Here is a 26,313-nt window from a genome sequence, read left to right on the forward strand (position 1 = left end):
AATGATCTGTGATTCGGTAAAATTGCTTTTTTTCATTTCCCTAAAGTTATAAACTACTACACTTATTATCGTAGCTGTTTTTGGGGAAGATTACATTTCTACAGGTTATCATCGTGAAACTCCAATTTATTATGGTGATTTTTCTGATAATAGAATTAGTTTTAATTCAAATGTGGCTCACCATTCAAAAGATAATAAATTAACGGTAGCGCTAAACGCCAGCTACAATTCAGATAAGAATAATCTTAATTCAACCGATCTATTGAATTTGATTACTACCATTCCAAATGCACCATATCCGCTTGATTCGCTTGGTAATTTAGTTTGGAGAGATCAAGGAGTAAATTTCAGTAATCCACTGGCTTATACCTTTAAAAAATACGTTGGATTAACTGAAAATATGATTTCAAGTTTAAATATAAGCTATAAATTAACCGATGGATTGGTAGCGAAGCTTGATGGAGGTTACAATTTGGTAAAAATGGATCAAACAGGTACAAATCCTATCAAATCTCAAAGTCCATTTGGTACCCAGCTTGCTACGGCAGATTTTTATAATGCAACTCAAAAGAACTGGATACTTGAGCCTCAATTGACATATAACAAGAATTGGAGTAAAAATAAAATAGACTTTTTAGTTGGAGGTAGTTTTCAAGACCAACTTGTATTAAATACAAAAATCAGTGCCAGTGGTTATACTAGTGATGAGATGATTTTCTCTCCAAGCCCTGCATCTAACAAATCTGTAACCAGTGGCTATGAAAATTATCGTTATGAAGCTTTGTTTGGTAGAATCGGTTATAATTGGGATGGTAAATATTTGGTAAATGTTTCGGCAAGGCGTGACGGTTCAACCCGATTCGGGCCCGGTAAACAATACGGAAATTTTGGCGCGATTGGTACTGCATGGGTTTTCTCAGAAGAAAACTTTATGAAGAATCTAAGCTTCCTGAGTTTTGGAAAACTGAGAGCCAGCTATGGGGTTACCGGTAACGACCGAATTACAAGCTATCAATATCTTTCATTGTGGAATTCTACAAATTCAGCGGTTTCCTATCAAGGAGTAAGCGGTCTTTATCCTGCAAACTTGTATAATCCTGATTATCATTGGGAACGCAACAGGAAATGGGAAGCAGCAATGGAATTAGGTTTTTTGAGAGATCGGATTTATTTATCTGCCGATTATTATTTGAATAAAACAGATAATCAATTGGTCGGATATGATCTTCCTGTGCAAGTTGGATTTTCAAATGTGACTGCAAATATGGATGCAATACTGCAGAATTCAGGCTGGGAGTTTGCCTTAAACTCAACCAATATCCATCTCAAAGATTTTACCTGGAAAACAGGTTTTAATATCACTATTCCTCGAAATAAACTAATTGCTTATCCTAATCTGGATATCTCCCCTTATGCTAGTGTATATTCAATCGGTATGCCGATTACTACTTCAAAATGGATTCAGTATCAAGGCGTAGATCCTCAAACAGGAGTATATAAATTGGCAGGGATGAATCCTGCAACAGATCGTACTCAAATTTATGATTTAGCTCAGCGCAGTTATGGAGGCCTCCAAAATACATTGACCTATAAATCTTGGACACTGGATTTCTTTTTCAACTTTGTTAAGCAAAAAGGAAAAACCAGTATAAACTTTGCAACTCCTGGTTTAAGATCTAATCAACCTACTTATGTTTTAGGTCGCTGGCAAAATCCTGGAGATATTACTGATATTCAAAAGTTCTCACAAACGGGTACGCCAACTACTGTTTATAGTTATTATGCAAATTATTCAGACGCACGTATAACTGATGCCTCATTCTTAAGGTTGAAAAATGCTTCACTTTCTTACCAGCTTGATAAGAAAATTGCCCATAAAATAATGGCAGATAATATTCGGATTTATGTACAAGGACAAAATTTGTTTACTGCAACTCCTTATAAATTGGGTGATCCGGAAACAATGTCTTTTAGCACGATGCCGCCATTGAGAACTATTTCAACAGGCTTACAGGTAACTTTTTAATTGTTCATTTCAATTGATTAATTATGAAACTTTTAAAATATACATTTCAAAATACAATCAGATTTTCAGGTCGAATAGTATTGATGGGTTGCTTGGCCTTAACTGCATTGCCTTCTTGTTCTAATTTTTTAGACATTGGAAATCCCCCGGACAAAATAACGGAGGATAAAATATTTAAGAGTGATAATACCGCAACTGCTGCCATGCTTTCCACTTATATTGATATGATGAATGATCAATTTGGAAGCAATGGATCCTTTGTTTGTGCGGCCATGTCGTCTCAAGCGGGTCTTTCTGCGAATGAACTTTCCTACATGGGTACTGGCTTGACACAGCCTCCCTTTAAGCAGTTTAATGATCATAATTTAACGCCAGACAATACTTATGTTCAGGCCTTTTGGAGAGATGGCTATAAATATATTTATCGAATGAATGCCATTGTTAGTGGTTTGTCTACCGCTACCGGAATGTCAGACGCAGTAAAGAAACAGCTCGAAGGGGAAGCGAAGTTTATGCGTGCTTTTTGTTATTTCTATTTGGTAAACTTATTTGGAGATGTTCCTTTGGTTCTAAATACCTCTTACCAGGATAATATGTTAATCCCTCGCACTCCGTCTGATAAGGTATGGGCGCAGATTATTTCTGATTTAAAAGACGCCAAAAATCTTTTAACAGATACATATGTTACCGCAGAGCACCTTCGTCCTAACAAATGGACTGCAACTGCGCTTCTGGCAAGAGCTTATTTATATACTGAAAAATGGCAAGATGCAGAGAATGAATCAAATGCTGTTATTTCTTCAGGGGTTTATTCCTTACAAACGGTTGATAAAGTTTTTAAGAAGGATAGTCCGGAAACAATTTGGCAATTACAACCTGTACGTGCTAATACCAATACTCTTGAAGCAACTTTATTTTTAGTTACTGGGGTTACCCAACCCACCTATCAATTGACACAAAATCTATTGGGTTCATTTGAGCTAAATGATAAAAGAAAAACTAACTGGGTTGGATTTAGCAATCCTAATGATTTAACATGGGCGTATCCGGCTAAATATAAAGCAACTGGCGCTACTGTAACAGAGTATTATGTGGTTTTCAGGTTGGCTGAACAATACTTTATTCGTGCTGAAGCGCGTGCTCAATTATCAAAAATTACAGAAGGTCAATCAGATGTTAATTTGGTACGTCAACGAGCAGGCATTTCGAATATTTCAGTTTCAACTAAAGAAGCCTTATTGCAAGCAATTGAACAAGAACGCAAAGTGGAGTTTTTTGCCGAGTGGGGTCATCGTTGGCTTGATTTGAAACGTACAAAAAGAACCGAAGCTGTTTTGAAGCCACTTTCTCAATCGCAAACTTGGAAACAAGGAACTGAATTATATCCAGTTCCAGCTCATGAGTTAAGCGCAAACCCTAAGCTTGTTCAAAATAATGCATATTTATAGGAATTGGAGTAGTCATAATTAATAATTATTCATCTTCTTAAATGCAATAAAAATGAAAATAATCAGAAAAATATATGCGGTTTATATCGCTGTTCTAGTGCTGATGGTTGCTCCGGTGATTGCCAAGGCACAGGGAATTGAGTTTCTTCACAACCTGGATGAAGCGCTGGCAAAGGCTAAAGCTGAAAACAAAATGGTGTTTATTGACTTTTACACCTCATGGTGTGGGCCATGTAAACAAATGTCTAATGAGGTATTCCCACAGGCTACTGTAGGCAGCTATTTTAATACCAATTTTATCAATTGTAAAATTCAGTGCGACGATAAGGGAGTTGGTGTTGAACTGGGTAAAAAGTACCAGGTTTATGCTTATCCTACTTTAATGTTTGTAGATAAGAATGGTGTTATGGTACATTCAACTGCAGGATCTCGATCTGCCGATGGACTTATTGAACTTGCAAAAATAGCTGTGGATCCTAAAAGGAATTTGGCATCCTTAATTAAAGAATGGGATGGCGGCAACCGCAAGGAAGAGTTCCTCGCTAAATATTTTTCAACACTTAAAAAGGAGTATCAGGGAGAAAGGGCAAGCGCTGATTTTGTCAACTATTTTAACGCGTTAAGCGCAAAAGATAAGACTAAGAAAAGCACTTTTGAACTAGTGAAAACGGTTGGGGCGGCACCCTTCTCATCTATCTTTGAGTACCTTGAAACCAATCGTAATGCATATGCCCAATCAGCTGGTGCGGCTGAGATAGATAAATTCATTGCAACTACTTATTTATGGTATTTAAAGAACTTGGTCATGGAAGCAAGGCCGGAATTCGAAGCCGCAATGCTGAAGTTCAAAGCTAAAAATTACCCTTATTTTGACGAGTACGCCATGTTTTATAACGTGTTTGAAGCATACCAGGACAAGGTCGAATATATGAGAAGAGGGACAGCGTTTTTAGATAAATATGGAAAAAACAATGATCAGTATACACTTGCATTAACGAGTTTATTGGGTAATTGTACAGGCAAGAAAGATGCAGGCATTGCCGGAATAAAATGGATGGAAGATCTATTGGAAAGAAATCATAATCCCCGTTATTTGAACACCTATTTTTATATACTCTGGAGAAATTATCATTTCGATAAAGCGCTTTTGGTAGCAAATGAGATGAGAGATTATGAGGTTAAAGCGGGTAATTCAACCAAGGATATTGATAGTCAGATTGAAATGGTTAAAGGATTGATAGAGAAAGAAAAGGCCAAGTTAGAGCAGAACAAAAGTTAATAGAAAAAAATAATACGAAGCTTGCATATGTATTTGCAAGCTTCTTTATAAAAAGGAAATTTCGATGAAAAAGATAATTGTAACAATAGCTATGTCTTTTCCATTTTTGGTTTGGGCACAAAATGAAACCTTTAGTATACAAGGTAAGGTCGCAAATCAAAAAAAAGAAGCTAAAGCTTATTTGAAGTATAGAGCAGAAGGTAAAAATAAGATCGATTCAGCAGAGTTGGTAAATGGGATGTTCTCTTTTTCCGGAAAAGTTTCAGGACCTACCTCTGCAACATTAACACTTGCTCAATCAGGCCAAAGAATGGATGCAAATTCGGATACGTATACTTTATATTTAGATAAAGGGGAAGTTGTATTAACTACAAAAGAGTCGATTAAAGATGCGACTATTTCAGGGGCTAAATTAAGTGTTGAATATGCGCGCTATACCAAACTTTTTGCCGCGCAAACCTTAGCGATTGCAGAGCTTGATAAGGAATGGGCTGCCGGAACTGATGCGGAGAAAAAGGATGGAAGTTTGGCCAAACGCTTAATGGAAAAATTTAAGCCGATTAATGCAGAAAAGCAGAAAATTCAGAAGGAATACATTAAAAAGAACTCTGATTCGTATTTCAGTTTAGTGGCCTTAAAGGAAATTGCCGGTTCATCGATTGATGAGGTGGAAACGGTAGAGCCTTTTTTTAATAATTTGTCAGCATCGGTTAAAAATACTACTGAAGGTCAGGATTTTGCCAAGAGGATTTTGACGGCTAAAAAAACAGCAAAAGGTGCTGTAGCACCTGATTTTTCACAGCCTGATAGGGATGGTAAGGAAGTAAAACTATCTGATTTTAGAGGAAAGTACCTTCTGTTGGATTTCTGGGCCAGCTGGTGTGGTCCTTGTCGTGCTGAGAATCCAAATGTCGTGGCGGCTTTTCATAAATTCAAAGATAAAAACTTTACAGTTTTAGGAGTTTCTTTAGACAATCCGGGCAAGAAGGAAGCCTGGGTAAAGGCTATTGAAAGCGATAAATTAGAATGGACACAGCTAAGCGATTTACAAGGCTGGAAAAATGCGGTCGCTGCTCTTTATGGGATTAGAGCAATACCGCAAAATTATTTGATTGACAAGGACGGTAAAATCATTGCCAAGAATTTACGTGGGGAAGAACTTGACAAAAAATTAGCCGAATTGTTAAACTAGGTTTTGCGATTAGCTATAAGGCTTAGGCTTGTTCGGTGTGTGAAAAATGCGCTTAATTGTCCTTGGACCCGTGTGACATGTTGATCTCCTCTCTTTTCTATTGTTTTAAGTTATCAGTTAAAATTTTGTTTGTTATGAAAAAACTATTTAAATCGGTATTATTTATTCTGTTGTACAATTGTGTTCCAGCGTTGGCACAAACCTATACTATAGCTTTACAATCAAAAATGGGTGCAAATCCTTTGGTTAATCAATATATGCCAGCTCTACCGGTAAGAGATGTTTCCATTTATAAAGGCATTCCACAAAAGAAATATGTCCTCCAGAATGTCAGAATATGGACATTTAACTATAATCAATCTGTATATGAAGCTTTAATGGAAGATCGTATCACTCTGGAAAACTATTTAAATAAGATTAAAAATAGCCCATTAGATACTGCATGTGTAACTAATCAAAAGATCAAAAGAAATTATGCATCAGTATTCATAGGCTTGGACTCATTGAATAATAAAGATGTAATAGTTGACGCTAACAATAATTTGGATTTTAGCGATGATAAGGTGTTTACATTTAACTTGAAAGAAAAAATAAACACACTTCCCAGGGTCGAGATTTCGGTAGATTACTTTAATGGAAAGGAAATTAAACCTACTACGGTTTCAATGAAAATGGATCCTAATGAGATTACTTATTACGAGAATGAAATTGAAAAAAAAGCGAACCTAACTTTAATGATAGATTCATACAAATGCGGAACCGGTGTGATTGACGGCAAAAAATATAATTTTTATGTAAACAATGATTATTTTGGCTTATACCCTTTAAAACACCATTATATCTCAGTAAAATCAGAAAATGAAGATTCAAATGAAAATATTTATCGTTATAATCCAACAGATACATTAAGGTTTGGACATGCCCTTTATAGAGTAAAACAATTAAAACAAGATTTACTGCAGATTGAATTAATCGCAAAAACAAAATTTGAAGCCACGGTTAATTCAATAGCACCTGAAATATCGGGCAAGGATATTTTTTCATCCAAAGATTTTTCCACTCAACAGTTAAAAGGTAAATATATCCTGATTGATTTCTGGGGAAGCTGGTGTCATCCATGTGTTGAATCATTGCCTGATTTAAAAAAATTGCATGAGAAATATAAAAGTAAAAATATCGAATTTGTAAGCATTGCCCGCGAATCTGATCCTGAGTTAGTGAGAGCAAAAAAAATAATAAACGAACAAAAGCTGGATTGGACCCAATTGGCGCCTAAAAGTGATAATCTTATGAAGAATTACCAGATTCAGGCTTACCCCACCACGATGTTAATTGATCCAAAAGGAAAGGTCGTTATTAGAGAAATGGGGCCTCAGGCGTTGGTAAAAATAGATAGTTATTTGGCAGAGAATTTATAAACAAAAAAAAACGAATTTGTTTGATATTGGAGAGCCCCTTTTCAATGCTTTGGCAACGCCTATAAGAAATAGTGATTCTGGACTTGAATTTGCTGAACGTTTAAAAATTGCACATGATACGGCTGTTGGTGTTGTGGCTTCTGAATTTACCCAGACAGATCGAATTTTCATCAACCAAATTGGCAACTTTTTTACGATTCCCTCCATTTGCTTTTCAGCTACGGCAAGTTCATTCTTGTGTAAGCTTCCCCAACGCTTACAATTGTACTCATCAATTTTCAAAGGACTTGTTTTGAATACAAATACATGATACACTCATGAGATAAGTCACTGTGGACCAATTGTAACTCTGAATAACCATAAAAACCAAGGCGGCATTTAATGAACAAAGGACGCTAAAGCAGATATGATTGCCCGGCTTCAAACTGAGTTTGATAACTATGCTGTAGGGTTAACAACCTTTTACAAAGGTTCAATGCCCGCAATGAAAATGAATTAATTTTAAGGTACCAATCAATAAATTGCAGTCCGGATTAATCTCCGGGCTGTTTTTGTTAAATGAAATTGCCCTCAGGATCTTTTTTGATTTCGAATGATTTTAAAAAAACTATATTTGCCTCCGCTAACAATTGATGGATAATGCTAATCTGCCATTTCCCATTTCTAAATTCTGGTCCTTTAGTTTAATGGATAGAATTCGAGATTCCGGTTCTCGAGGTACAGGTTCGATTCCTGTAGGGACCACAGAATACATCAGAATCCCTTGTAAATGTATTATTTACGAGGGTTTTTTATTTTGGGGTACAACATAGGTTAAACAAATCTAAGTTCTACCACAAGATTAGATGCTGCTCCCTAATTTGTCATTTCCCTAGGTTAAATTTTAGTGATTCTGTTTGATGAGAACAGTCGAACTGCTCAAACGGATTCAATGATTTAAAATAATTTACGGTAATTTCCGTTTAATTAATAATAATCCCTTCCGCTACGCCTGACGTGTTTTTTTTCACAAATTATTTACTTTAAAGGAAGAGTAATAGAATGTAAACTAAAACAGATTGAATGATCGAACAATTACAACACTACAAGAATGCTTCAAAAAGACTTGTGCTGCTTGATTATGATGGTACTCTTGTGAATCTTTCCTCATTGCCCAGCCAGGCCAATCCTACCCAGCAAACCATTAAGGTTTTGAAACAATTAACTGAAAAGGTGCAAACAAAAACAATTGTAATTACAGGTAGGAGTCATATTGATATAGAGCACTTTATTGGCCATTTACCAATTGATATTATTGCTGAACACGGGGCAATGGCAAAAGATCATACCGGCTGGAAAAAACGAATAAATGATAGTTTGTGGAAAAGCGAAGTTGCTCCAGTAATGGATAGCATTACAGCAATATGCCCAAAGTCGTTTGTTGAACAGAAAAGTTTTTCTTTAGCATGGCATTACAGAAACGCAGATGAAGAGACCGGCTATTTATATTCCAGAAAATTGATTGATAAGCTGGAAGGCATCGTGCAATTGAACAATTTAAAAATCATTGATGGTAATAAAGTGGTAGAAATCATATCTAAGGAAACGAGCAAAGGAATTGCAACTAAAGATCTGGTTGAACAGGGTAATTATGATTGGATAATATGCATAGGTGATGACAAGACAGATGAAGATATGTTTGAGTGCTTGTTATCGCATAAAAATGCCTTAACTATTAAGGTGGGAGAGGGAAATATACTCGCAAAATACAGAATGAAGTCTGTAGAAGAAGTGTTATTGTTTTTAGAACAGTTATAATAAATAATTATGAAAGAAATACTTACTAGCTGGATTGAAAATTTGATACCGTGGCTTTTATCACAAGGAATAAAAATTATATTCATTGTAATAGGGGGCTATGTTTTAAATAAAGTGCTAAAAAAATTTATTGAAAAAACGGTAAGAATCTCTGTTATTACTGATACCAGGCTCTCTAAGCATGCACAGAAAAAAAGAGAAGATACCTTAATTCGAATTTTTAAGGGAGCAAGTAACATCGTTCTCTTGGCCATCGTAGTCCTGATGATTCTTCAAGAAGTTGGTGTTCCAATCGGGCCGGTTTTGGCAAGTGCCGGAATTATTGGATTGGCAGTAGGTTTTGGGGGGCAATACCTTATACGCGATATAATTTCCGGGTTTTTTATTATCCTGGAAAATCAATACCGGATAGGGGATGTGGTTGACTTTGAAGGCACCTCGGGTTTGGTTGAAGATATTAGTTTGCGAATGACCACACTTAGGGATTTGGACGGAACTGTGCATCATGTTCCACATGGGGAAGTCAAAAAAGTGGCCAACCTTTCAAAATACTTTTCGAGGATTAACCTGAATATAGGCATTTCATATGCGGCTAAGCTTGATCACGTTATAGAAGTGGTAAATGAAATAGGAATTGAACTATCTGAAGATTCACAATGGAAAGAGTTTATTATAAAACCTCCTCAGTTTTTACGTATTGATGATTTTGCAGATTCTTCTATAATGATTAAAATTTTAGGAGAAACACAACCGCTTAAGCAATGGGACGTGACCGGTGAATTGAGAAAAAGATTGAAAATTGCTTTTGACAAAGAAGGAATAGAGATTCCATTTCCACAAAGGGTTGTTCATCAGGTTAAATAGTTTTAAATTACTAGTATGAAATTAAATTTAGCACTTACTTTATCTATTATTTTCGCCGTTGGATTAGTAGTATTTGGCTTTACATACCACCAGATATCAACTGAAAGAACAAAGCTTAATAATGAACTTGAAGTAAGAACAAGTCAAATAGCCGAAGAAATTGGCCGGGGTGGCTTTTTATCCTTCTTCCAAAACAATAAAAATCGTGCAGAGCACATACTTGATAGTATAAGTGTCAAATATCATTTGATTGGCATGGCCGTTTATTTTAATAATGATAGCATCCTTGTTAATAAAGCGGTTGCATCATTGATACCATCATCGCTTGATTATATTACTCAGGCATTAGTGGCTGATACCTCGCTATTCAATTATGTTTCTAACGGTCATCCCAAAACACTATTGTACATACGGCCGATACAGCAGGACAATAATATTTCAAACAAAGCAATTGTACTTTATGTAGACGCAGATTACATAGGAAATATAATTAGCGGAATTTGGTTAAGAAATTTCTTAAGATGGTTTGTACAGGCTTTGATCGTATCGTTTGTTACCGTTGTGATAATTAGATGGGGGATTTTTAGCCCAATTAATAAAATTGTTGAATGGGTGAAAGCTGCACGAGTGGGGAATATAAACCAGTTGCAAGAACCACCGGCAGGTTTTCTTGCTCCGCTTCATACAGAAATTGTACACATTGCCAAAGCAATGCATGAAGCCAAAGAAATTGCCAAAGAAGAAGCCCTGCTAAGAACACATAGTGCTGCAATCTGGACTCCTGAACGATTGAAGGTAGAGGTGAGTAACCTGTTGGAAAACAGAAAGATGGTGGTGGTGTCTAATCGTGAACCCTATATGCACTTTCATGAGGGGAAAAGAATAAAATGCATAGTGCCTGCCAGTGGTATGATTACCGCTATGGAGCCAATATTAAAAGCATGTGGTGGTTTGTGGATTGCCTCCGGATCAGGAGATGCCGATAGAGAAACCGTGGATATACATGATAAAATTCAGGTGCCACCGGAAGAGCCAAAATACACTTTGAGAAGATTATGGCAAACGAAAGAAGAAGAAGACCATTTTTATTACGGTTTTTCGAATGAAGGATTATGGCCTCTTTGTCATATTGCCCATACCCGCCCAACGTTTAGAGAGGTGGATATGAAGTACTACCGACAAGTTAATGAGAATTTTGCAAAAGCAGTTTTGGCCGAAACAGCCGATGAAGAAGAGCCATTTATATTAATACAAGACTATCATTTTGCGCTTTTGCCCGAAATGATCAAGCGCGAAAAGCCGAAAGCCAGAGTGGCGATCTTTTGGCATATACCATGGCCAAATCCTGAATCATTTGGCATTTGCCCTTGGCAAAGAGAAATATTACTGGGAATGCTTGGTGCGGATTTGATCGGATTTCATACCCAGTACCATTGTAATCATTTTCTGGAAACGGTTAATAGTGCCTTGGAATCAAGAGTGTTGTGGGAGAATTTTTCAGTTAGTAAGGCAGGACATACAACTCTTGTCAAGCCGTTTCCCATCAGTATAGCGTTTACTTTAAAAGATTATGATAAGGTAACGCCAAAATCGAGTGCAGCTCATCTGCTTCAGGAGAATGGTATCACCGCACAATTTATGGGCATTGGTGTTGACCGGATTGACTACACCAAGGGCATTATTGAAAAATTCCTTGCTGTTGAACGTTTCCTGGAAAAAAATCCAACTTATCAAGGGAAGTTTACGTTTGTGCAAATTGGTGCCCCTAGCCGTACGTTGTTAAAAAGTTATTCTGACATGCAAAATGCTGTTGAAAAGGAAGCCGAGCGCATTAATTGGCGTTTCAAGTCGAAAAACTGGAAGGCCATATTGCTGTTAAAGCGTCATCATAGTCATGAGGAAATAACACCTTACTATGCTTCTGCCGACTTTTGCATGGTTACCTCTTTACATGACGGAATGAATTTAGTGGCAAAGGAATTCGTTGCCACAAGGGGTAATAACGATGGCTCCCTTATTTTAAGTCGTTTTGCAGGTGCGTCACAAGAGTTGCAAGGAGCAATCATTATTAATCCATATGATATTGAAAAATCTGCTGATGCAATAAAAAAAGCGTTGGAAATGCCGGAGGATGAGCAACAGTTACGGATGAAACAAATGCGGCAAGTAATTGTGGGGAATAATATTTACTCTTGGGCCGCCGACCTTATAAAAAGTATGGCAGCTATTTAATTACTATTTATTAATGGGAATCATTACCGTAACGTTCATAATTGGCTATTTATTTATAACGCTTGAACATGTAATAAATGTTAATAAGGCTGCATCTGCTTTACTCACAGGGGTGCTCTGCTGGACGTTCTATGCTTTTTATGCAGGAGATCCTGAATCTATAACCGAACAATTAAGCCATCATTTAGGAAAAATTTCAGGTATCATTTTCTTCTTAATGGGTGCAATGACAATTGTTGAACTCGTTGATGCCCATGATGGGTTTGATGTGATTACCAATGCTATTAAGACCTCCAATAAGCAAAAGTTAATCTGGATAATTTGTATCCTTTCATTTTTATTGTCAGCCGTTCTAGATAATCTTACCACCACTATTGTAATGGTTTCTTTACTGCGAAAACTCATAGCGGATAAAAATGATAGGCTCCTTTTAATAGGTATGGTGGTGATTGCGGCTAATGCAGGAGGTGTTTGGTCGCCCATTGGAGATGTTACCACTACCATGCTTTGGATTGGCGGTCGAATCACTACAAAATATACTTTGGTTAATTTGTTCCTTCCAAGTTTGGTTTGCATGATTGTACCCTTGATCTTCGTTACCTTCAGGATAAAGGGGAAGGTTAATAAAGTTGCTTTTACCAAAGCGAAGGCTGATGCAGCCTCTACTTTTGAACGAAAAGTGATTTTCTTTTCCGGGATAGGGGTTCTGCTCTTCGTTCCTGTTTTTAAAACGACCACTCATTTGCCACCTTTTATGGGAATGCTCTTTGGCTTGGGACTGCTTTGGATTATTTCTGAAATCATACACAAAGACAAAGATGAAATAGACAAAAACGCATATTCAGTGCTGCATGCTCTTCGAAAAATTGATATGCCGAGTGTATTATTTTTTCTTGGTATTCTTATTTCTATTTCGGCAATCGAATCAACAGGGCAGTTAAAACAATTTGCCTCTGTAATGGAAGCGAAAATAGGGAACGTAAATATTTTAGTTCTTTCAATTGGACTGCTTTCTGCTATCGTAGATAATGTACCTATTGTGGCTGCTTCAATGGGTATGTATGATTTACAGGTATATGCCGTTGATCATTACTTTTGGGGCTTATTGGCTTATTCAGCAGGAACGGGAGGAAGTGCACTCATCATTGGTTCAGCTGCCGGTGTAGCAGCCATGGGCATGGAGAAAATCAGTTTCTTTTGGTATCTGAGAAACATCACTTTATTAGCTTTACTGGGCTATTTTTCAGGTGCTATTGTTTTTATATTGCAATCGCACTAGTGGTCCGTTAATAACTTTCTGAAAGTAACAATTATAAAAGGATTCTATATTTTTATGCAGTAAAGCCACAAAGCGCTTCTTCCTTGAATCTTATAACCGTGCCTTGTTTGTGCGTGATCCCGTTTTTTCTAAGGAGTTTACAAGCATTAGTTTAAAAGCCATTTACGGTTTTCTTGGCATTTTGACTTATTAATTAGCAACTTTGCATTCTGTTCACAAAGCGTAATCAATCACGGTTACGCTTTTTTTGTCTTCTGTAAATAATAAACCAAACTCACCAACGGCTTATTCTTCCGTTGTTATGATAATTAAAACCCATACTAATGAGCGTTTCGACCAAGTTGCCTTTTAAACTCATTTATGCATTGGATGTTCATCCGCAATTTGGACATCTGTTAAAACCTTTTGTTGTTCAGTGTAATGAAGATGGAAACTTAGGTTTTGCATTTAAATCAGTTACCACGGGTAATATGAACGATTTTGAAATTAATATGGATGATTTGGATCGGGAACTGATTGGGCTTTCTGAATTAATGGATCCTCAGGCGGTTTATAAGAAGTTTAGTGATAAATCCACCAGAAACATTCAGCAATTCATTGACAAATATTATGTGAAAGGGAAATTAGATAAAGCGCTTGATCCAATTCGCACTTTTGTTCGCCAGCATACTGATAAGCTTCGTAAACGCTTTCTCGAATTAGCGAAGTCAAAACATGTTTGTGAATTCAGTAAAGAAGGCCCGCCGATGTGGAAACAGCTGAATTACGCTACGGCGCAAGCTGAGTTAGGTTATTTTTTTAGTAGAAATGCTGAGGGCTTGTGTTATCAAGTTCAAGTGTTTTTTAATCAACAACCCGTTTCGGTTACAAACAATGGGTCTTCGCTCTTCTGTTTGGAGCCTGTAATTCTTATTGCGGGAGAAATGATTTATTCTTTTGATGAGAACAGTGATGGCAAAAAGTTACAGCCATTTCTTACACGCGATGTGATCATCATCCCCAAAGAACGCGAAGCAGATTATTTTGAAAAATTTATTAAGCCCATGGTGGCAGCCAATGAAGTGCATGCTGCAGGTTTTGATATTATTTCAGAAACATCAATGCCGTCTGCCGTTTTACATATTGCTGAAGAAAAACCATCAACACAACAAAATATCTTTGATACAGCCAGAGCTTCCGTCACAGAGGGACTGATGGTTTTTGAACTTAAGTTTTTGTATGGACGATTTACCTTTCGAAGCGGTTTAGGAGGCAACACCGTTAAGCTCATTACAGAAAATGATCATTACACTTTCTATAAGGTAAGCCGTAATGAAATTATTGAATCTGATATTAATAGCTGGTTCACTTCATCTGGTTTAGCCCTTGCCGGACATAAGATAGCCTGGCCGCGTAAAAAGGCCTTTGATTGGTTAAGTAGGAATTATGCTGCATTGAAAGCAAATGGAGTGATCGTAAAACAACCGGAAGGGACTTCTGATGAAGCTAAACACTATTTTATTGGTGAAGCTAAGATTGATTTGCAGGTTAGCGAAAATCGTGACTGGTTCGATGTTAAAGCTGTCGTTCGATTTGGTGAGTTTGAAATTCCGTTTATCAGCATTTATCAAAAAATTAAGCAGGGCAAACATGAACTTGTTTTGCCTAATGGCGAAACAGCCATCATTCCCGATACTTGGTTTGAGCATTATTCCGGCTTATTGAATTTTGTGCAAGAGCAAGAGGGCGATGTTTTATTGCTAAAGAAGCATCATTTGGCTTTGGCTCAGGAACTTCAAAAAAACAAATTACTTAAACTCAATATAAGTGAAAAGCTGGAGCAGTTGAGAAACATCGATCAATTAAAGGAATATGACTTGCCTGCCGGTTTTATAGGCGAACTTCGTCCTTATCAAAAAGCAGGCTACAATTGGATGCGATTTTTGAATGAGTTCGATTTGGGTGGTTGTTTAGCAGATGATATGGGTCTGGGTAAAACAGTACAAACATTGGCTCTTTTACAATGGCAGAAAGAGTACATGCCCGGTCATAAATCTTTATTGGTCTTACCTAAATCTTTAATATATAACTGGCATCTTGAAGCCCGCAGGTTTGCTCCTGAGCTTAAGATTGTAGTGCATGCGGGCTCCGATCGGGCTAAAACAAATCGGCATTTTTCAAAAGCAGATATCGTAATTACTTCCTATCCGGTATTGCGTCAGGATTTGGACTTGTTCCGTTCGTTTTATTTCAATTACATTGTATTAGATGAAGCTCAGGCGATTAAAAATCCATCCTCGACAATTGCTCAATCGGTAATGGAATTGCAAGGTAAACACCGCTTAATTCTTACAGGTACCCCGGTTGAAAATTCAACTATGGATCTTTGGTCACAAATGAACTTTATAAATCAAGGTTTGCTGGGAACGCAAACATGGTTTAAAAAGGAATATACTCAGGCAATTGAAAAAAATGCAGACGAAAATCGTGCAATTAGATTGCATGCCATGGTTAAACCTTTTGTGTTGCGACGCCTAAAGTCGCAGGTGGCAGCTGATCTCCCTGAAAAAACCATCAATATTCATTATTGCGCAATGTCTTCTGACCAGGAGGAAATATACGAGCGAATGAAGGCACAGTGCCGCAGGTTGATTTTGGAGGAATTGGAAGAAGGAAAATCTAAATTTCAACTTTTGGAAGGTCTCATGCGATTGCGTCAAATCGCTAATCATCCTCAATTGGCTGATAAGAAATATGATGGCCTATCTGGGAAGTTGGACGAAGTAAAAGACATGCTTCAAACCGTTACCGATGAAAAAAATAAGGTGTTGGTTTTTAGTCAGTTTGTAAATCATTTGCAATTGGTACGCACCTTTTTAGAGGAGCAATGCATTTCATATTGCTACCTGGATGGCTCCACCGAAAATCGACAGGAGCAAGTGGATCGCTTCCAAAATGATGAAACGGTAAAAGTGTTTCTGATATCATTAAAAGCTGGGGGAACTGGTTTAAATCTTACTCGTGCAGGATATGTGTTTTTATTAGATCCATGGTGGAATCCTGCTGCTGAAGCCCAAGCTATTGATCGTGCTCATCGCATCGGACAAAAGAATACTGTCATGGTGTATAAATTTATTACTAAAGATACCGTGGAAGAGAAAATTTTAGCCTTGCAAGACAGTAAAACGCGTTTGGCCCAAAGTTTAATTACTGCTGAAGAAGGCTTTGTTAAAAGCCTAAGCAAGGAAGATATAGAATCTCTACTTTCATAATTTGGTATTCGTGCAGAATAGCCTTATCTTAACATTAAGAAAATCAATATGTTAAGAAGGTTTACTTTGTCTGTTTTGCTCTGTTGGCTAAGCGTTAATTGTAATGCCCAGCTGGTGTACACCAGCTATAGTGCTGGTATTGAAGGGGGAGCTACTTTCGCTTTTATGGATGCGGAGAATCCCATAACCAGCAGCGCGTTTGGAGTCACACTTGATGCCAATGTTACTCCTTATTCATTTTTTAAGCTCGAATTTCAAACGGGTAAATTAGAAGGTGGATCTGAAACTACTGTCCGTCAGTTTACAAATAAATATAATTACATCGGCGTCACTTATAATCAGGGATTGGGCGATTTGCTGAACTTCAATCCCAACAAACTGCATAAGTTTTACAAAAGTATTTATGCAGGTTTAGGTTTGGGATTAATTTTTAATAATATCACGGACATAAAAGCGGTTGCTGATAGTACTCAGGGTATCAGCATTTACAATAAAAACAATGAGATTGTTTTCCCGCTCAACATTGGCTACACCTATCATTATAGAACTAAAACTGGTTTGAATCCTTTTAGCGCCACAATTAATTATCAATTTACTTTATCGTTTAGTGATGTGCTCGATGGTTATGAGTGGAATCCTGCTAGTCACAGCAAGGATTTTTATGGCTTCGTTTCGCTTGGTGTTAAATATAATTTTGGGAAAGAGCAAATTTATTATCGTCTTCGAAAATGAACATTGAATTATTAAGAGATCATTGTGTTTCTAAAAATGGAGTGACAGAAGAATGTCCTTTTGGAGACGATACATTGGTGTTTAAAGTAAAAGGTAAAATGTTTTGCCTGATCAGTTTGTCCGATCCTAACTTTTGCAACTTAAAATGTGCTCCTGAATATGCCATTGAATTACGAGAAAAATATGCCGAGGTACAGCCCGGTTATCATATGAGTAAGAAACATTGGAATACGGTTAACTTCAAGGGTGCTCTTACTGATAAAGAAATCTTGCATTGGATAGATGATTCTTATAACCTGGTTATTGCCGGCTTGCCTGTAAAGCTTAAACAAGAACTATTGGAGAAGTAATTGGTGAATTGTTGTAAGTTGTTTTTGAGGCTGTTTTAGAAAAGCAGCGGTTGAGAAGCTATTATATATATGAGTTTGGTGCAGTAATTATCCTTAAATCACAAAATCATGTGGAAAGAAGAAAACGATCAGCTTTCGCGAACTTTTCAGTTCCAAAACTTTATTGAGGCCTGGGGATTTATGAACAAAGTGGCGTTAATTGCCGAAAAAATGAACCATCACCCCAATTGGTTAAACGTTTACAATCGCGTTGAAATCAATCTTTGTACACATGATGCCGGCGACAAGGTAACCGAACGTGATCACAAATTAGCTGCGGCAATTGACAAGGTTTATAAAGGCTAATTTTAAATTTGCACAACAAAACATATATTTATATGATTATCAATAGGTTGTGTTCTGTTTTTGAATAAAATATAGTAAATTACAGTATAAACATAGCCTATGAAAAATTGCTAAAGGAACATTTAAATCTTTTTGTCATTAATTTCATTTTATTTTAAAATCTGAATAGCAGTAGATTGTAGTATTGGTTTTTAACATCAAAATTCATTGATTATGAAAAAGGTATTTACGCTCACAGTTATGTTGTTCACAATGGTGTGTGCAACGAACGCACAAACACAAAAGGGAAATATATTGGCTGGGGCTAATATTTCTAGCTTTAATTTTAATTTCGGTGACGAAGGTAATACGTTCAGTTTTGCCATTACACCAGAAGTTGGATTCTTTGTTAAAAATAACCTTGCCGTAGGCCCTACCGTAACACTTGGACTGATTACAGGAGGGGGAGCGGGTACTACGTTTAATTATGGCTTAGGCGCATTTGGAAGGTACTACGTATCAGATAATAGTACCGAGATTATGAAGGGTAGCCGATTTTTCTTTGAAGCGGATGCTGGCTTGAATGGTATTAATATTTCAGGTGGAGAAAACACAAACGGTATAGGATTTGGTTTTGGCCCAGGTTTGGCTTGGTTCATGACTCCAAGCGTTGGCCTGGAAGGCCTGCTGAAGTATAATCTTACCTTTGGTTTTGGAAGTTCTAATATTAACAACCGAATTGGTTTGGGGATAGGATTTCATGTTTATGTGCCAAACAAAAAGGCGAGACAGTTGATGAAAGATGCAGGAATACAGCCACAACCAGAAAAACAACCAGAAAAACAACCGGAAAAACAACCGGAAAAACAACCGGAAAAACAATAAATTTTAACAACATTATTTTACAGCGCTTTGAATTTTAAAATTAAAGCGCTTTTTTTTGGTGTTGAGAAAAACTTTGATCTATAAGAGAAATATAAATTCCCTGAAACGTTGCCATTGTTTACCGTCATGCTTTAGGAGATGAAATGAGTGACATGTCCAGTTTGCTTCGAAATGAGCCTGTTCGAATTCCGGCCATGCTTTTTCAAATTGTTCTTTTGAAAGATCTCGATGAGCTATGGTAAGATGTGGTTTGAAATGAAACGGAGTAGCTTGTTTACTAAAACCTGCTTCTGACCTTAAAAAGGTCATTAAATGCTGATGTAAATCAGATAGTGAAGGATTCTCCTCTACATGTACATAAACCACATGGCTGAATCTGCCTGCAAAAAATCCAAACCTGTTCAATCTTATTTCGAAAGAACTCTCGTGTGTCGAAAAACGTTCAAGTGAATCAATTAATAAAGGTTCATTGGTTGAAACGGCTTTAAATGGCATTTGTAAAGTGATATGAGGCAAAATCTTCAAACCTTTAGGAGCCGAGAACTCAATCGCAAAACGTTGCTTTAGCTTTATAATTTTTGAGCCTATTTCATCCGGCGGAAGTATAGCAATGAAGTATAAGTCAACTCTAGCCATATAACTCCTTATATTAAATCGAAAATTGATTACTCTTGCCTCTTTTTCAACTCCTGACTCCCAACTCTTTTCTCTATCTCCCCATCATTTTTTTATTGAACTCGTCTGATTTTCCCTTGGGTATGCTCAAGGTTTGCCAGTCATTTCCTTTAATTATTTTACCTATGTAAGCGATCTGGCCAACATGGTAGGAGTAATGCAACAGTTGACGATTAATAGCATCTAAAACAGTGTGTTCTTCCGATCGAACGAATACTGTTTTTAAAAGATCACTGGCAGTAAGCGATTCAAGTGTTGAAAACAAAATAAGCCAGGCAGAATTCCATTTCGATTCAAGCTCTTCTTTGGGCATTAGTTGCTCTTCAAACTCTTCATCACGATTACGATTTGGTTTTTCACCATCGGAGGTAAGAAAATCGGTAAAACGAGAATGCATGTTTCCGACTAAATGCTGAATGATAACGGCAATGGAATTTACACCCGTACAGGGTTCGAAATGCATTTCAGTATCGCTCAATTGTATAAAGGTTTTATCTCCCAATTCTTTCAGGCTTCTAAACCGTTTCTTTACACTTTCCAGGTAAGCAGCTCCAGTTGTTTCCATAATTATCCAAATAGCAGATTAAATACTTCTTCTATTTTACCAACGGTTTTTACTTCAATTGCGTATTTCTTAAGGTCTAAACCTTTTTTGTTGTATTTAGAAATGAATATTTGCTCAAAGCCAAGTTTTTCAGCTTCCATGATGCGTTGTTCAATCCGGTTTACAGCTCGAATCTCACCCGAAAGGCCAACTTCGGCGGCAAAACAAGTCTTAAACGATATAGGCATGTCTTCATGAGAAGAAATGATAGATGCCACCAAACCTAAGTCAATCGCCGGATCTTCAATGCGGATACCCCCGGTTATGTTCAGAAAGACATCTTTCATCCCGAGTTTAAAACCACATCGTTTTTCGAGCACAGCAAGCAACATGTTCATTCTACGCACGTCAAAGCCCGTAGCTGATCGCTGTGGCGTTCCGTAAGTTGAATGGCTCACCAGCGCCTGTGTTTCTATTAACATGGGTCTTGCTCCTTCTATGGTGGCTGAAATGGCAATTCCGCCGAGCGGTTCATCTCGCTGCGACAATAAAATTTCTGAAGGGTTAGCCACTTCTCGTAATCCATTGCCTCGCATTTCATAAATGCCGAGTTCAGATGCGGAGCCGAAACGGTTTTTTATTGCTCGTAAAATCCGGTAGGAGTAATGCCTGTCGCCTTCAAATTGTAAAACAGTATCAACCATGTGCTCCAGAATTTTCGGACCGGCAATCATTCCATCTTTAGTGATATGCCCAATCAGGAAAACAGGAGTAGCAGTTTCTTTAGCAAAACGAAGCAGCTCGGCAGTACATTCACGTACTTGCGATACACTTCCCGGCGTTGATTCAATGTGGGAAGAATGAAGCGTTTGAATAGAGTCAATAACCACTATTCCAGGCTCTAACAATTCTATCTGTTTAAAAATATTTTGAGTGGAGGTTTCGGTAAGTATGTAGCACCCTTTTCCAGAGCTTGGGCTAGGCGGAACCATTCTTTCAGCTCTCATCTTTATTTGCTGATCACTTTCTTCTCCAGAAACATATAATACTTTCATGTTTTTAAGATGAAGTGCTAGTTGAAGCATCAAGGTTGATTTGCCGATTCCGGGTTCGCCTCCAATTAATACCAATGAGCCCGGAACTACACCGCCGCCAAGCACGCGGTTGAGTTCTCCGTCGGAAGTGACAATTCGCTGCCGTTCTGAATAGGCAATTTCACCAAGTTCCTGTGGTTTTTGAGCCCTTTGTGTACTGGTTGAGGTAGTGGATGGTTTCCAGGTAGGCACACTGGTATTCACTTTCTCAATAATTTCTTCTACAAATGTGTTCCACTCATTACAAGAAGGGCATTTTCCTAACCATTTAGGCGATTGGTAACCGCAGCTTTGGCAGAAATATGAGGTTTTTAGTTTACTCAAATGACAATGTTTTTAAACAGTTAAAAATAGGAATTGTTAACCATTGTAAGCGTTTGTTCTTGATGTGAAAATGATTAAGTTTGAATATAACTCTAATCACTATCATGAACAATATTTTACTTTTTCTTAATTTAGGCTTAGGAGAGCTTATTATAATCCTTAGTATAGTACTCTTTTTTATCCCGACAGTGGTGTTGTGGATTTATTGCCTTTTAGATATTGTACGCTCAAAAATGTCGGGTACCAATGTGTTAATATCACTTTTGATGATACTGCTGTTCCCTCTAATTGGATGTATTCTTTACCTGGTATTCCGAAATAAATTAAAAGAAGCAGATGAGCCAGTTAAAACGTTATAGCTGAACTTAAACGAATTACTGTTATAAAGATAAAAATAAGAAGTAAGGAGCTAAAGCTCCTTTTTTATGGATGCTAAAACGAAATCTCTTCTTCGTTAGGGTTGAAGAAATGGTATTCAGTAAGCGCATATGAAGTAACAGGCTTAATTTTCACCCATTTACTATGCTTAAAGAGCCATTTTACACGCAAGGATGGGAATCCTTTCGTTAAATAAGCTGCAATGTATGGATGCACACAAAGTGTAATTCCTTTTTCATTTTGATCCTCGAGAATATAATTAATATTATTCTCAATATCGTCGATAATCGTAATACTGGCTTTTATCTCGCCCGTTCCGTCACAAGTGGGGCACTTTTCAACGGTAACGATGTTCATTTCAGGGCGAACACGTTGACGGGTAATTTGTACTAAGCCAAATTTACTAGGAGGGAGAATGGTGTGTTTCGCCCGATCTTCTGCCATTTCTTTTCGCAACTCATCGTATAACGCCTTACGGTTGGTAGGTTTATGCATATCGATGAAATCGACTACAATAATTCCGCCCATATCACGCAAGCGCAATTGACGAGCAATTTCTTTAGCAGCTTCAATGTTTACCTGAAGTGCATTTTCTTCCTGGTTTTCTTCGCTATTGGTACGGTTACCGCTGTTTACGTCGATAACGTGCAAGGCTTCGGTGTGCTCAATAATTAAGTAGGCACCACCATGGAAATTAACTGTACGTCCAAAAAGGTTTTTGATCTGTTTTTCTACACCAAATTGTTCGAATAACGGATCTTTTCCTTTGTAGAGCTTCACAATTTTTTCCTGTTCAGGGGCAATATTGTGAATATAGCTTCTGATTTCCTCATAAAGCGAAGAATCGTCGGCATGAATATTTGTAAAATCAGGATTAAGGATATCGCGCAGAATACTCGAGGTACGATCGATTTCTCCCAGAATTTTTTTAGAAGGTTCTGTCGTTTTCAAACGACGAGAAAACTCTTCCCATTTTGCAACCAGTTCGTTTAAATCAGCATGCAATTCAGCTACTCCTTTGTTTTCAGAAACGGTACGAATAATTACTCCAAAATTCTTTGGCTTAATGCTTTCGATTAATTTCTTTAAACGCGTACGTTCTCCCGAACTCTTTATCTTTTTAGAAATAGAGATTGAATCAGAAAACGGTACCAGTACAACAAATCGACCGGCTAATGAAATGTCTGAACTTAAGCGAGGACCTTTTGTAGAAATAGGTTCTTTGGCAATTTGTACAGGAATAAGTTGATTCTTGGTAAGAACTTCAGTGATTTTACCACCCTTATTAATATCCTGTTCGCTGCGAAAATTACTAAGGTCATTATGGGTTTGACCGCTTCGTATTTCTTTGGTAATCTTTAACAAGGAACGTACCTGTGGCCCTAAATCCAGATAATGCAAAAAGGCATCCTTCTCATATCCTACATCAACGAAAGCAGCATTTAATCCCGGCATTATCTTTTTGATACGGCCAAGATAAATATCACCCACAGCATAGTTCTTATTACGCTGTTCCTGATGTAATTCAACGAGTTGTTTATCTTTTAATAAGGCAATAGTAACTCCCGAGGGAGTAGAGTTGATAAGAAGTTCCTTTACCAAAAAATAAATTCCTTTAAGCACCAAAAGCCCGCACCTATTATTTATTTAGCAGGGATCTGGTTTAGTTACCAATACGATTAATAATCTGAAGTAAAAATATAAAAACAAGGACATAAATGCGGAGAGGTGACCATTCATGTCCTTGTGAAGTAATTTACTAAGCAAACAAGATAAGAATTACTTCTTCTTGTGACGATTTTTTCTTAAGCGTTTTTTACGCTTGTGGGTCGCCATTTTATGTCTTTTTCTTTTTTTACCGCTAGGCATAGTCGTAAGATCTTAATGTGTTATTTAATTATTTTAACTCTTTAATGATATTGTCGATTTGAGCAGTAAACTGCGGATCAACGATATATTCTTTTGTTTTTAAAAAAGCATCGATGGCTTTCTGTTTCTGCCCAAGATTGCGGTAGGTTTCTCCTAAGTAAAAATAGGCTTCCGCACTAGGGGCGTTTTTCAAAACAGTTAAGAACCGTTTTTCTGCTTTTTCGTATTGGCCTGTTCGCATTGCAAACATACCTAAATTGAGGTTGGCTTTTACATTTTCAGGGTCTTTTGTTACGACTTCTCGTAACATTACAATTCCCTGCATTGGGTTTGGTGTGGTTTCAACGTAACAAGTACCCAGCCCTGTTTTTGCATCCAGGTTATTTGGATCTTGTTTTAGCACCGTTTCAAAGGCTTCAGTAGCATTGGTTGAAAGATAATTAACAACCAGGCTATCATTTGCATTTTGGTAACCGGTTTGCAGTTTGTTACCAGCTAAAAGCCATGCTTGAGTTGTGTTTTCAGCTTTTGCGATAGCTAAGTAATATAGACTGCTAACTGAGGCAACGTTAAGCTCATCCCATTGTTTGGCTAACTTTTTCTTTAAATCCAGATTCTCAGGATCATTGGTCAATTGGGCTTCTAATCCTTCAATTTGTTTAACAATACCTGGATTGTTTAAAGCTGACTTAGCGCTTTGAGAAATCGAAACCACTGTTACAGAAGAAGCAGTGTTTTGCTGTTCTTTCTTTTCCTGTTGTCGATTTTCTTTTGGAGCAACTAATCCCTTGATATCAAGTGACAACAAAATGCCCATCAGAACTACAACTGACCCAATTACTGCGATTTGTTTCTTTGATATCAATTTTTTATTGTTTATTCTACTTCAACATTTTCAGCAGCAGCTTTTTCTAATTTAGCTTTAGCTGAACTATTTTTTACTTTATCTACAAACACTTTAGCTGGTTTAAAGCTTGGAATGAAGTGTTCTGGAATAATAATAGCGGTGTTTTTAGAAATGTTACGCGCTGTTTTTTGAGCTCTTTTTTTCACAACAAAGCTTCCAAAACCTCTCACGTACACATTTTCGCCCTCGATCATCGAGTTTTTAATAACTTTGAAAAATGCTTCAACCGTCTCCGCAACATCAACTTTCTCAATGCCTGTTCTTTGTGCGATTTCTGCAATTACTTCTGCTTTCGTCATTTTATTTTTACTTTTTAAATTCCTAACCTCTTCATTAATTTGGGGTTGCAAAGTTATGTCTTTTAAACAATTATAAAAATCAAAATAAATTTTTTTACAATCGTGTTTACAGAAACAGTCCAAATATGGTACAATAAGTACAAACGGGACCTCCCTTGGCGACATTCTTCTGACCCTTATATTATCTGGTTGTCTGAGATTATTCTACAGCAAACACGTGTTGATCAGGGACTTCCGTATTTTTATCGCTTTACTGAACAGTTCGGCAATATTACAGAATTTGCCTCAGCAAGTGAAGATGAAATTTTAAAATTATGGCAAGGCTTAGGCTACTATTCCAGGGCTCGCAATATGCACACAACTGCCAAAACTGTGGTTGAAAAATTCAAGGGCCGTTTCCCATCTGCTTATTCTGATCTTTTAGGTTTAAAAGGTATAGGGCAATACACCGCTGCCGCGATCTCTTCATTTGCCGCTGGCGAAGCTCATGCCGTAGTTGATGGCAATGTTTATCGACTTCTTTCTCGCTATTTTGGTATAGAAACACCTATTGATTCCACAATTGGCAAAAAGCAATTTACTGAATTGGCTTATGAGTTATTAGACAGTCAAAATCCAGGTCTCTATAATCAAGCAGTTATGGAATTTGGTGCTCGTCAGTGTAAACCGGTTAGTCCAGATTGCTCAATATGTCCATTGGCTCAAAATTGTATAGCGTTGAAGAATAATAATGTAGCCTCTCTACCTGTAAAAGCTAAGAAAGTAAAGATAAAAGAACGCTTTTTTAATTATTTGGTGATGCGGTCTGGTGCCAATATATGCTTAAATAAACGTGTACAGAAAGACATTTGGCAAAATTTACATGATTTTCCAATGATTGAAACCCCGTCCAGGATATTAGCTGATGAGTTAAATAAATTACCGGAACTGGCGCGATTAACGGGAGTGAAAAATGTTAAAGTAGCAACAGTATCTGAAGAATTTAAACATATTTTATCCCACCAACTAATTTTTGCCCGTTTTTGGGTGCTGGAATCTGAGAAGTATATCCTGCCTACTGATGGTACAAGCTTTTGGGCGAATGAAATGGATATACAATCATATGCCTTTCCGAAGCTTGTTGATATTTATCTAAAAAAGTATTAA

The 26,313-nt window shown here is 37.2% G+C and carries 23 protein-coding genes and 1 tRNA gene; 18 read left to right on the plus strand and 6 right to left on the minus strand.

Annotation, left to right across the window (positions count from 1 at the left end; genetic code table 11):
• Positions 1 to 94: 94 nt before the first annotated feature.
• The 16 genes from FN756_RS07285 (at position 95) to FN756_RS07360 (ending at position 19,077) form a co-directional block, all read left to right on the plus strand.
• Positions 95 to 2,026: a SusC/RagA family TonB-linked outer membrane protein gene (locus FN756_RS07285; protein WP_262709400.1), complete on the plus strand. Its 1,932-nt coding sequence runs from the start codon at positions 95 to 97 to the stop codon at positions 2,024 to 2,026.
• A gap of 23 nt (positions 2,027 to 2,049) precedes the next feature.
• On the plus strand, positions 2,050 to 3,474 hold the full coding sequence (locus FN756_RS07290) for a RagB/SusD family nutrient uptake outer membrane protein (protein WP_142602873.1): 1,425 nt from the start codon (positions 2,050 to 2,052) through the stop codon (positions 3,472 to 3,474).
• A 52-nt stretch (positions 3,475 to 3,526) separates the two neighbouring features.
• Positions 3,527 to 4,753, plus strand: a complete 1,227-nt coding sequence (locus FN756_RS07295; RefSeq protein ID WP_142602875.1) for a thioredoxin family protein — start codon at positions 3,527 to 3,529, stop codon at positions 4,751 to 4,753.
• Between the two features lie 64 nt (positions 4,754 to 4,817).
• Complete coding sequence (locus FN756_RS07300) at positions 4,818 to 5,945, plus strand: TlpA disulfide reductase family protein (protein WP_142602877.1); 1,128 nt, start codon at positions 4,818 to 4,820, stop codon at positions 5,943 to 5,945.
• A 134-nt stretch (positions 5,946 to 6,079) separates the two neighbouring features.
• Positions 6,080 to 7,363: a TlpA family protein disulfide reductase gene (locus FN756_RS07305; RefSeq protein WP_185955218.1), complete on the plus strand. Its 1,284-nt coding sequence runs from the start codon at positions 6,080 to 6,082 to the stop codon at positions 7,361 to 7,363.
• Positions 7,364 to 7,379: 16 nt separating this feature from the next.
• Positions 7,380 to 7,673: a hypothetical protein gene (locus tag FN756_RS07310; RefSeq protein ID WP_142602881.1), complete on the plus strand. Its 294-nt coding sequence runs from the start codon at positions 7,380 to 7,382 to the stop codon at positions 7,671 to 7,673.
• 362 nt (positions 7,674 to 8,035) lie between these two features.
• Positions 8,036 to 8,107 (plus strand) — tRNA-Arg (locus FN756_RS07315).
• Between the two features lie 318 nt (positions 8,108 to 8,425).
• Positions 8,426 to 9,160, plus strand: coding sequence for a trehalose-phosphatase (gene otsB, locus FN756_RS07320; protein ID WP_142602883.1), 735 nt, complete (start codon positions 8,426 to 8,428; stop codon positions 9,158 to 9,160).
• Between the two features lie 9 nt (positions 9,161 to 9,169).
• Positions 9,170 to 10,024, plus strand: coding sequence for a mechanosensitive ion channel family protein (locus tag FN756_RS07325; RefSeq protein WP_142602885.1), 855 nt, complete (start codon positions 9,170 to 9,172; stop codon positions 10,022 to 10,024).
• A gap of 15 nt (positions 10,025 to 10,039) precedes the next feature.
• The gene (locus tag FN756_RS07330; RefSeq protein WP_142602887.1) at positions 10,040 to 12,256 is read left to right on the plus strand and encodes an alpha,alpha-trehalose-phosphate synthase (UDP-forming); all 2,217 of its coding nucleotides are present in this window, start codon (positions 10,040 to 10,042) and stop codon (positions 12,254 to 12,256) included.
• Positions 12,257 to 12,269: 13 nt separating this feature from the next.
• Positions 12,270 to 13,535, plus strand: a complete 1,266-nt coding sequence (gene nhaD, locus FN756_RS07335) for a sodium:proton antiporter NhaD (protein ID WP_142602889.1) — start codon at positions 12,270 to 12,272, stop codon at positions 13,533 to 13,535.
• 323 nt (positions 13,536 to 13,858) lie between these two features.
• Positions 13,859 to 16,786, plus strand: a complete 2,928-nt coding sequence (locus FN756_RS07340) for a DEAD/DEAH box helicase (RefSeq protein WP_142602891.1) — start codon at positions 13,859 to 13,861, stop codon at positions 16,784 to 16,786.
• 48 nt (positions 16,787 to 16,834) lie between these two features.
• Positions 16,835 to 17,518 (plus strand): hypothetical protein, encoded by a 684-nt coding sequence (locus tag FN756_RS07345; RefSeq protein WP_142602893.1) that lies wholly within the window; start codon positions 16,835 to 16,837, stop codon positions 17,516 to 17,518.
• On the plus strand, positions 17,515 to 17,868 hold the full coding sequence (locus FN756_RS07350; protein ID WP_142602895.1) for an MmcQ/YjbR family DNA-binding protein: 354 nt from the start codon (positions 17,515 to 17,517) through the stop codon (positions 17,866 to 17,868). The genes FN756_RS07345 and FN756_RS07350 overlap by 4 nt, the downstream gene beginning before the upstream one ends.
• A 108-nt stretch (positions 17,869 to 17,976) precedes the next feature.
• On the plus strand, positions 17,977 to 18,213 hold the full coding sequence (locus FN756_RS07355; protein WP_142602897.1) for a 4a-hydroxytetrahydrobiopterin dehydratase: 237 nt from the start codon (positions 17,977 to 17,979) through the stop codon (positions 18,211 to 18,213).
• A gap of 213 nt (positions 18,214 to 18,426) precedes the next feature.
• Complete coding sequence (locus FN756_RS07360) at positions 18,427 to 19,077, plus strand: porin family protein (protein WP_185955219.1); 651 nt, start codon at positions 18,427 to 18,429, stop codon at positions 19,075 to 19,077.
• Positions 19,078 to 19,155: 78 nt separating this feature from the next.
• Here the strand turns inward: FN756_RS07360 and FN756_RS07365 are convergent, their stop codons facing one another.
• The 3 genes from FN756_RS07365 to radA form a co-directional block, all read right to left on the minus strand.
• Positions 19,156 to 19,713, minus strand: a complete 558-nt coding sequence (locus FN756_RS07365) for a 2'-5' RNA ligase family protein (protein WP_142602899.1) — start codon at positions 19,711 to 19,713, stop codon at positions 19,156 to 19,158.
• 73 nt (positions 19,714 to 19,786) lie between these two features.
• Positions 19,787 to 20,317, minus strand: a complete 531-nt coding sequence (locus tag FN756_RS07370) for a DUF1572 family protein (RefSeq protein WP_142602900.1) — start codon at positions 20,315 to 20,317, stop codon at positions 19,787 to 19,789.
• 2 nt (positions 20,318 to 20,319) lie between these two features.
• Positions 20,320 to 21,714 carry a DNA repair protein RadA gene (radA, locus tag FN756_RS07375; protein ID WP_142602902.1) on the minus strand — a complete coding sequence of 465 codons (1,395 nt, stop codon included), beginning with the start codon at positions 21,712 to 21,714 and terminating at the stop codon, positions 20,320 to 20,322.
• Between the two features lie 104 nt (positions 21,715 to 21,818).
• On the opposite strand from radA, the gene FN756_RS14770 reads away from it, so the two are divergent.
• Positions 21,819 to 22,073: a PLDc N-terminal domain-containing protein gene (locus FN756_RS14770; RefSeq protein WP_142602904.1), complete on the plus strand. Its 255-nt coding sequence runs from the start codon at positions 21,819 to 21,821 to the stop codon at positions 22,071 to 22,073.
• A 73-nt stretch (positions 22,074 to 22,146) separates the two neighbouring features.
• Here FN756_RS14770 and FN756_RS07385 read toward each other — a convergent pair whose 3' ends face one another.
• The 3 genes from FN756_RS07385 to FN756_RS07395 form a co-directional block, all read right to left on the minus strand.
• Complete coding sequence (locus FN756_RS07385; protein ID WP_142602905.1) at positions 22,147 to 23,694, minus strand: Rne/Rng family ribonuclease; 1,548 nt, start codon at positions 23,692 to 23,694, stop codon at positions 22,147 to 22,149.
• Positions 23,695 to 23,989: 295 nt separating this feature from the next.
• Positions 23,990 to 24,826: a tetratricopeptide repeat protein gene (locus FN756_RS07390; protein ID WP_142602907.1), complete on the minus strand. Its 837-nt coding sequence runs from the start codon at positions 24,824 to 24,826 to the stop codon at positions 23,990 to 23,992.
• A gap of 11 nt (positions 24,827 to 24,837) precedes the next feature.
• A complete protein-coding gene (locus tag FN756_RS07395) occupies positions 24,838 to 25,332 on the minus strand; it encodes an HU family DNA-binding protein (protein WP_262709398.1) in 495 nt (164 codons plus the stop codon).
• Between FN756_RS07395 and mutY the strand changes: the two genes are divergently transcribed.
• A complete protein-coding gene (gene mutY, locus FN756_RS07400) occupies positions 25,270 to 26,313 on the plus strand; it encodes an A/G-specific adenine glycosylase (protein WP_246085444.1) in 1,044 nt (347 codons plus the stop codon). The two genes, FN756_RS07395 and mutY, sit on opposite strands and share 63 nt — an antisense overlap.

It is taken from the genome of Solitalea koreensis, from assembly GCF_900182575.1.
Taxonomy (GTDB): Bacteria; Bacteroidota; Bacteroidia; order Sphingobacteriales; family Sphingobacteriaceae; genus Solitalea; species Solitalea koreensis.

Coding starts and splice junctions, on each gene's coding strand:
- FN756_RS07290 (WP_142602873.1), top strand. CDS start 2,050: ATGAAACTTTTAAAATATACATTTCAAAATACAATCAGATTTTCAGGT.
- FN756_RS07295 (WP_142602875.1), top strand. CDS start 3,527: ATGAAAATAATCAGAAAAATATATGCGGTTTATATCGCTGTTCTAGTG.
- FN756_RS07300 (WP_142602877.1), top strand. CDS start 4,818: ATGAAAAAGATAATTGTAACAATAGCTATGTCTTTTCCATTTTTGGTT.
- FN756_RS07305 (WP_185955218.1), top strand. CDS start 6,080: ATGAAAAAACTATTTAAATCGGTATTATTTATTCTGTTGTACAATTGT.
- otsB (WP_142602883.1), top strand. CDS start 8,426: ATGATCGAACAATTACAACACTACAAGAATGCTTCAAAAAGACTTGTG.
- FN756_RS07325 (WP_142602885.1), top strand. CDS start 9,170: ATGAAAGAAATACTTACTAGCTGGATTGAAAATTTGATACCGTGGCTT.
- FN756_RS07330 (WP_142602887.1), top strand. CDS start 10,040: ATGAAATTAAATTTAGCACTTACTTTATCTATTATTTTCGCCGTTGGA.
- nhaD (WP_142602889.1), top strand. CDS start 12,270: ATGGGAATCATTACCGTAACGTTCATAATTGGCTATTTATTTATAACG.
- FN756_RS07340 (WP_142602891.1), top strand. CDS start 13,859: ATGAGCGTTTCGACCAAGTTGCCTTTTAAACTCATTTATGCATTGGAT.
- FN756_RS07345 (WP_142602893.1), top strand. CDS start 16,835: ATGTTAAGAAGGTTTACTTTGTCTGTTTTGCTCTGTTGGCTAAGCGTT.
- FN756_RS07350 (WP_142602895.1), top strand. CDS start 17,515: ATGAACATTGAATTATTAAGAGATCATTGTGTTTCTAAAAATGGAGTG.
- FN756_RS07355 (WP_142602897.1), top strand. CDS start 17,977: ATGTGGAAAGAAGAAAACGATCAGCTTTCGCGAACTTTTCAGTTCCAA.
- FN756_RS07360 (WP_185955219.1), top strand. CDS start 18,427: ATGAAAAAGGTATTTACGCTCACAGTTATGTTGTTCACAATGGTGTGT.
- FN756_RS07365 (WP_142602899.1), bottom strand. CDS start 19,713: ATGGCTAGAGTTGACTTATACTTCATTGCTATACTTCCGCCGGATGAA.
- FN756_RS07370 (WP_142602900.1), bottom strand. CDS start 20,317: ATGGAAACAACTGGAGCTGCTTACCTGGAAAGTGTAAAGAAACGGTTT.
- FN756_RS14770 (WP_142602904.1), top strand. CDS start 21,819: ATGAACAATATTTTACTTTTTCTTAATTTAGGCTTAGGAGAGCTTATT.
- FN756_RS07395 (WP_262709398.1), bottom strand. CDS start 25,332: ATGTCGCCAAGGGAGGTCCCGTTTGTACTTATTGTACCATATTTGGAC.